At 68.3% G+C, this 6,038-nt stretch carries 5 protein-coding genes; 3 read left to right on the forward strand and 2 right to left on the reverse strand.

The window, feature by feature from the left end; genetic code table 11:
• The coding region (locus tag JYJ84_RS26300) for a DUF748 domain-containing protein (protein ID WP_205189630.1) at window positions 1–1,084 on the reverse strand (1,084 nt) is incomplete at its 3' end.
• Window positions 1,085–1,232: 148 nt separating this feature from the next.
• Window positions 1,233–2,669 carry a DUF1254 domain-containing protein gene (locus JYJ84_RS26305; RefSeq protein ID WP_175222457.1) on the reverse strand — a complete coding sequence of 479 codons (1,437 nt, stop codon included), beginning with the start codon at window positions 2,667–2,669 and terminating at the stop codon, window positions 1,233–1,235.
• Window positions 2,670–2,982: 313 nt separating this feature from the next.
• Here JYJ84_RS26305 and JYJ84_RS26310 point away from each other — a divergent pair, with 313 nt between their 5' ends.
• From JYJ84_RS26310 to JYJ84_RS26320, 3 genes are all read left to right on the forward strand, one after another.
• The gene (locus JYJ84_RS26310; RefSeq protein ID WP_240201901.1) at window positions 2,983–3,171 is read left to right on the forward strand and encodes a toxin HicA; all 189 of its coding nucleotides are present in this window, start codon (window positions 2,983–2,985) and stop codon (window positions 3,169–3,171) included.
• An 85-nt stretch (window positions 3,172–3,256) separates the two neighbouring features.
• Entirely contained in the window at window positions 3,257–3,580 is a 324-nt protein-coding gene (locus JYJ84_RS26315) for a type II toxin-antitoxin system HicB family antitoxin (RefSeq protein ID WP_175222456.1), read from the forward strand.
• A 215-nt stretch (window positions 3,581–3,795) separates the two neighbouring features.
• Window positions 3,796–6,038 (forward strand): heavy metal translocating P-type ATPase (locus tag JYJ84_RS26320; RefSeq protein WP_205189631.1); only part of this gene is annotated, 2,243 nt, incomplete at its 3' end.

A 6,038-nucleotide genomic window follows, 5' to 3' on the forward strand; every position in this document is an offset into this window, starting at 1 on the left:
CCTGCGATGCGGCGGCCGGCGGCGCGGCGAGCTTCTCGACGTTCAGCACGCCCTGCTTGTCGCGCGACAGGTCGACCACCGGCTGGTCGATCCGGATCTCGTCGAAGTGCATCGCGTTGCGCAGCGGCTCGAGGCTGGCCGCCGCGACGTGCACGCCGCGCGCGGCGAACAGCGGCGCGGACGCGTGGTCCGTCACCTTCGCGTCGTTCAGGTCGACGGTGCCCGACACGCGCAGCGCGGGCGTCTCGCCGCTCATCACGAAATTGACCTTGAGGTCGCTGCTCAGCAGGCCGCTCGTCACGGCCACCGGCAGCTTCGCCGGCACGTACGAGATCAGCTTCGGCACGTCGAGGCCGTCGAATTTCAGCGCGATCTCCGATTCGCGCGACTGCGCGAACGGCTTGGTCTTGCCGTCGATCGCGATCGGGCTGCCGTCGAAACGCGCGCGCAGCTTCGGTTCGACGAAGATGTCGGTCTTCGATGCCAGCGTCGCGATATACGGAATGCCGAGCGTCCAGTGGTCGACGACGTGCTTTTCGTTCAGCAGACGGTCGTCGAAATCGATCCGGCCGTTGTTGACCTGGATGTTCGACACCGAGAACTGCGTCGGCTTGCTTTCGGGTTTGGGCGACGGCGTCGAGAACTTCTCGATCAGGTCGGTGAAGTTGAAGCGCTGCGCGTCGTAGCGGACGATATGAAAGCGCGGCGAATCGAGGCGGACTTCATTGACGATCGGCGCGCCGCGGAACAGCGACGACCACGACGGCCGCACGACGAGCTTCGCGATGTCGATGAAGTCGCCCTGCCCGCCTTTGTCGCCAAGATGGATGCCGTCGGCTTCGAGGTTCAGCGTGTACGGGTTCAGCGCGATGCGCTGGATCGTGGCGGGCCGGTCGAGCTGCTGGCTCAACTGCTGTTCGGCGATATGGCGGATCAGCGGCGGCGCCGCGAAGAACCCGAGCAGTCCGAATAAAACGAGGAAGATCAGCAGGCCGATGCCGATGCGCCGGGTGCGGCGCGAGCGGGCAACGCCACCGAGGGCATGGAGGGTCGAGGATACGGTTTCTTTGTCTGCGCTTGCCATGCTTGAATGCCTCGGGATGGAATGCCGGGCCGCACCGGACAACCGGGCGGCCACGCACGCTATCCCGAAAGTATAGGCTCAGGAGGTGACGGTACGGGGTTCGGGCGCCGTCGCGCCCGCCGGTCGGACAACGCCGCCGGTCATCCGTTCATTTCCGGACGATGACGGGCGGCATCCACGAGCCGTCGCTCGCCTGCGGCTTCGGTGCGTACAGGCGCAATGCGAGTGCGAAATCGGCGCGCGGCGCCGGCAGCCAGTTGGCCGCATGCGCGCCGCCCGACGACGCCGACACGACGATGTCGATCGAGCCGTCGTGGTTGCGGCGCAGCCGGTCGCGATCGCCGAGCGAGCGGCGCGCCGACCCGACGTCGGGCAGCGCACCGTTCGTCGAATAGGGCGTGAGCGTCCAGAACGCGCGCACCGGCGGCAGCGCGCCCGGCGCGAAATGCAGCATGTAGCGGTTCGCACCGTTCAGCGAATGGCCGTCGCTGTCGACGCGGACGATCGCGAGCGTTTCGTCGTCGCGCGTCGCGGTGCCGAATTGTGTGTAGGCCGCGTACGCGCGCAGCGTGTAATCCTGGCCGTACTTGCCGGCCGTATCGCCGATCCAGCTCCAGCCGTTCGCGTTCAGCAGGTTCGACGGCGGCGTCGCAAGCCGCGCGCGCGCCTCGGCGACGCCGGCCGTCGCGGCCGCAAGGCGGTCGCCCGTCCACAGCACCGGATAGCCGGCCGACACGCCGATGTCGCCGAGCAACGCCTGCGCGTGCGCGTCGTCGGCCGGTGCCGGGTTGTCCTGGAGCGCCTGCGCGAAGCGCGTGAAGAACGCCTTCGGGTCGAGTGCTGCCACCTGCTCGGCCGGCGTGCCGCCGCCCACCGCTTCGGACGGCGCACTGCCCGCATGGACCGCAACCGACGCGCCGCGCGCGGCGCCCGTGTAGACCGACAGCGGCACCACGCGGATCGCGCGCTGCAGTTTCTTCACGTTCGTCAGGTCGCGCCCGCCGCTCGTCTGCAGCCGGACTTCGAGCCACGCGTTGGCCGACGGGACGTCGATCCGGACCGCGCCCTTCGGCAGCGTGCCCTGCCAGTCCTTTGCGGCGAAGGCAATCGTTTGCGATCGCGCGCCGCCGCGGGCACCGCGTGCCGCCACGCTCGACCCCGACCACAGCACGTTCGTCCACATGTCGAGCGCACGCGCATCCCAGTAGCGGCCGCGCGTGTCGGGCAACGTGACGATCACGGGTTCGGTGGCAACGTCGAGCCAGCCGGTCGAGTCGAGCGTGTCGACACCCGGCAGCGGCGGATTGACCGCGCCGACAGGCGGCAGCGCCTGCGCGTGGCGCAGCGTGTTGAGGGGCGCCTGCCCCGGTTGCGCGCCGTCGCCGCCCGTCGCCGCTTCCTTCGCGACGTCCATCAGCACGAGCGGATACGCATAAACATAGGAGTCAGCGACTTCCGCGCGCATCCAGCCGGTTTTACGCTGGATCGCATCCGGTTGCGACGCGCACCCCGCCAGCAGCAGCGCCATGGCCAGCGGCGCGCACGCGCGCCGCAAAGCGACGGATTCTCGTAGGTTTTCAATCATTGATTCTGGCCGAATATTCTTTCTTTTCAGTCAACGCCCGGTTCGGCTCGAAAACGGCGAACCCGGGCACCTCAGCCCGCCCGGATGGCCGTTTCGTCACGTTTCGCTACGGTGGGCGCTGATGTCAGCGCCGGTATCATAGCGCCTAAGGGCATCCCCCAATATGCCGAATAACAGGCGGGGCTTAGCTGCGGCATGGGGGCGTCCCCGATATTTCGTCCGAGCGGACCGATAAATCGGGGCGAGATTGAATCGATTTCAGCCAGCGCCGGACCGATCCGAACGCGAATCGAACCGCCGTCCGGATTGACGGATGGTGCCACTATTGACACCATTCGGCATGGCACGCGAATGGAAGATCCTCGAGCAAATGAGGTGCGAGCCCGCGAACGTGCGATTCAACGATCTGTTCGAGGTCTGCGAGGCGCACTTCGGACCGGCCCGCCAATCCGGTTCAAGCCATGCGATTTTCAAGACACCGTGGCAAGGTGACCCCGAGTGAATATCCAGGACGATCGAGGGAAAGCAAAGGCTTAGCAGGTGCGGCAGGTTCTCGACGCGATCGATCGACTGAAGGAACAGAAATCATGAGCCAAGACCACTTTACGTACCGCGTAACGTGGTCCCCGGAGGACGGGGAGCACGTCGGCCTGTGCGCGGAATTCCCCTCTCTTTCGTGGCTCGACGGAACGCCGGAAGGCGCGCTGGCCGGCATTCGCCAACTCGTCGCCGAGGTCGTGCGCGACATGACCGCGAACGGCGAGAAAGTGCCCGAGCCGATCGCCGACCGAACCTACAGCGGTGAATTCAAGGTTCGCATCCCGCCGCAGGCGCACCGCGCGCTGGTGATCCAGGCCGCCGAACAAGGCGTCAGCCTGAATCGTCTCGCAAGCGCCAAGCTCTGCGCCTGACCGCGCCACCACGCTCGCCAATATGACTTGCCCGGCGTTCCGCGTGGAGGCCGGGCATCCGCTTTTTCGGGACCGTGGCACCCTGTGTGCATCGACAACCTCGAACCGAACCGGCCGACCTGCGTCACATCGTCATTGCCGCTTGACCTTACCATCATGGGAATGTTGATACTGGAACCATTCGCGGCATGAACCGCGCATTTGGGGAATCCGACATGACTGAACCACTCGCCTCCGCCGCACTGCAAACGATCGAACTGAGCGTCGACGGCATGCATTGCGGCGGCTGCACGGGCCGCGTGCAGCGCGCGCTGGCCGCCGTGCCGGGCGTCGTCGACGCGACGGTCGATCTCGATGGCCACTCGGCGACCGTGACCGCGCAGGAAACGATCGACGCCGCGCAGCTCGTCGATGCGATCGGCGCTGCCGGCTACCGTGCGGCCGTGCGCGAGCCGGCGCTCGAAGCCAACGTGCCCGTGCCCGTGCCTCGTGCCGATACGTCGCCCGTGGCCGCGCCCGCAGCCGCTTCGACCACCCGCCAGCCGCTTCAGGCTGAAACCACGATCGAACTCGATATCGACGGCCTGACCTGTGCGTCGTGCGTGTCGCGCGTCGAAAAGGCGCTGGCGAAGGTGCCGGGTGTCACGCGTGCGTCGGTCAATCTGGCCACCGAACGCGCCACCGTCGATGCCACGGCGGATGTTTCCGCTCTGAAACTGGTCGAAATCGTGAAACAGGCCGGCTACGGCGCAACGCCGACCATAACGGATGCAGGCGTCGCCGCGTTCGTCCCTTCGTCGCCTGCCGCACCCGCCAGCATCGAACTCGACATCGACGGGATGACCTGTGCGTCCTGCGTGTCGCGCGTCGAAAAGGCGCTGGCGAAGGTGCCGGGTGTCACGCGCGCATCGGTCAATCTGGCCACCGAACGGGCCACCGTCGACGCGGCACCCGACGTGACCGCCGCACGGCTCGCCGAAGCCGTGAAACAAGCCGGCTATGGCGCGACGCCGGTTGCCGGCGCGGCCACCCGGCCGGCAGCTCCGACTGCCTCCGCCGATCTCGAATTCGACATCGGCGGGATGACCTGCGCGTCCTGCGCCGGCCGCGTCGAGAAGGCGCTGGCCGCCGTGCCGGGCGTCGCGCGCGCTTCCGTCAACCTCGCGACCGAGCGCGCATCGGTGCATGGCGCCGGCGCGCTCGACGCAGCCACGCTGATCGCGGCCGTCACCACCGCGGGCTACCGCGCGTCGCTCACCGCCGCGTCATCGGCCGGTGCCACGGCCGGCGCGGACACACAACCGGCCCGCTCCGCGCAGGATCCCGATGCGCGCAAGCGCCGCGAAGCGGTTCGCGAACGCAACCTCGTGCTCGGTGCCGCCGTGCTGAGCGCGCCGCTCGTCGCGCCGATGCTCGTCGCGCCGTTCGGCGTCGACCTGATGCTGAACGGCTGGCTCCAGCTCGTGCTCGCATCGATCGTCCAGTTCGGCTTCGGCGCGCGCTTCTATCGTGCCGCCTGGCATGCGGTGAAGGCGCGCGCCGGCAACATGGACCTGCTCGTCGCGCTCGGCACGTCGGCTGCGTACGGGCTGAGCCTGTGGATGCTGCTGCGCGATCCCGCGCATCCCGGCCACCTGTATTTCGAGGCGTCGGCCGTCATCGTCACGCTGGTGCGCTTCGGCAAATGGCTCGAATCGCGCGCGAAGCGCCAGACCACCGACGCGATCCGTGCGCTGAACGCGCTGCGGCCCGACCGGGCGCGCGTCGTCGAGCACGGCGTCGAACGCGACGTGCCGCTGGCGCAGGTGCGCGTCGGCACCCGCGTCAGCATCCGCCCCGGCGAACGCGTGCCCGTCGACGGCCGGATCGTGTCGGGCCGCTCGCACATCGACGAATCGCTGATCACCGGCGAAAGCCTGCCGGTACCGAAGGACGACGGCGACCCCGTCACGGCCGGCTCGATCAACGGCGAAGGCGCGCTCGTCGTCGAAACCACCGCGATCGGCGCGGAGACGACGCTCGCGCGCATCATCCGCCTCGTCGAATCCGCGCAAGCCGAGAAGGCACCGATCCAGCGGCTCGTCGATCGCGTGAGCGAGGTGTTCGTGCCGGCAATCCTCGGCATCGCGGTGCTGACGCTGGCCGGCTGGCTGATCGCCGGCGCCGGGACGGAAACCGCGATCCTCAACGCGGTCGCAGTGCTCGTCATCGCGTGCCCGTGCGCGCTTGGCCTCGCCACGCCCGCCGCGATCATGGCCGGTACGGGTGTCGCGGCCCGGCACGGCGTGCTGATCAAGGATGCGCAAGCGCTCGAACTCGCGCAGCGCGCGACCGTCATCGCGTTCGACAAGACCGGCACGCTGACCGAAGGCAAGCCGTCCGTGACGGCGTTCGAAACCGTTGGCGTGCCGCGTGACGAAGCGCTCGCGCTCGCGGCGGCGGTGCAACGCCAGAGCGA

Source organism: Burkholderia sp. LMG 13014, from assembly GCF_905232215.1.
In the GTDB taxonomy this organism is placed as follows: Bacteria; Pseudomonadota; Gammaproteobacteria; order Burkholderiales; family Burkholderiaceae; genus Burkholderia.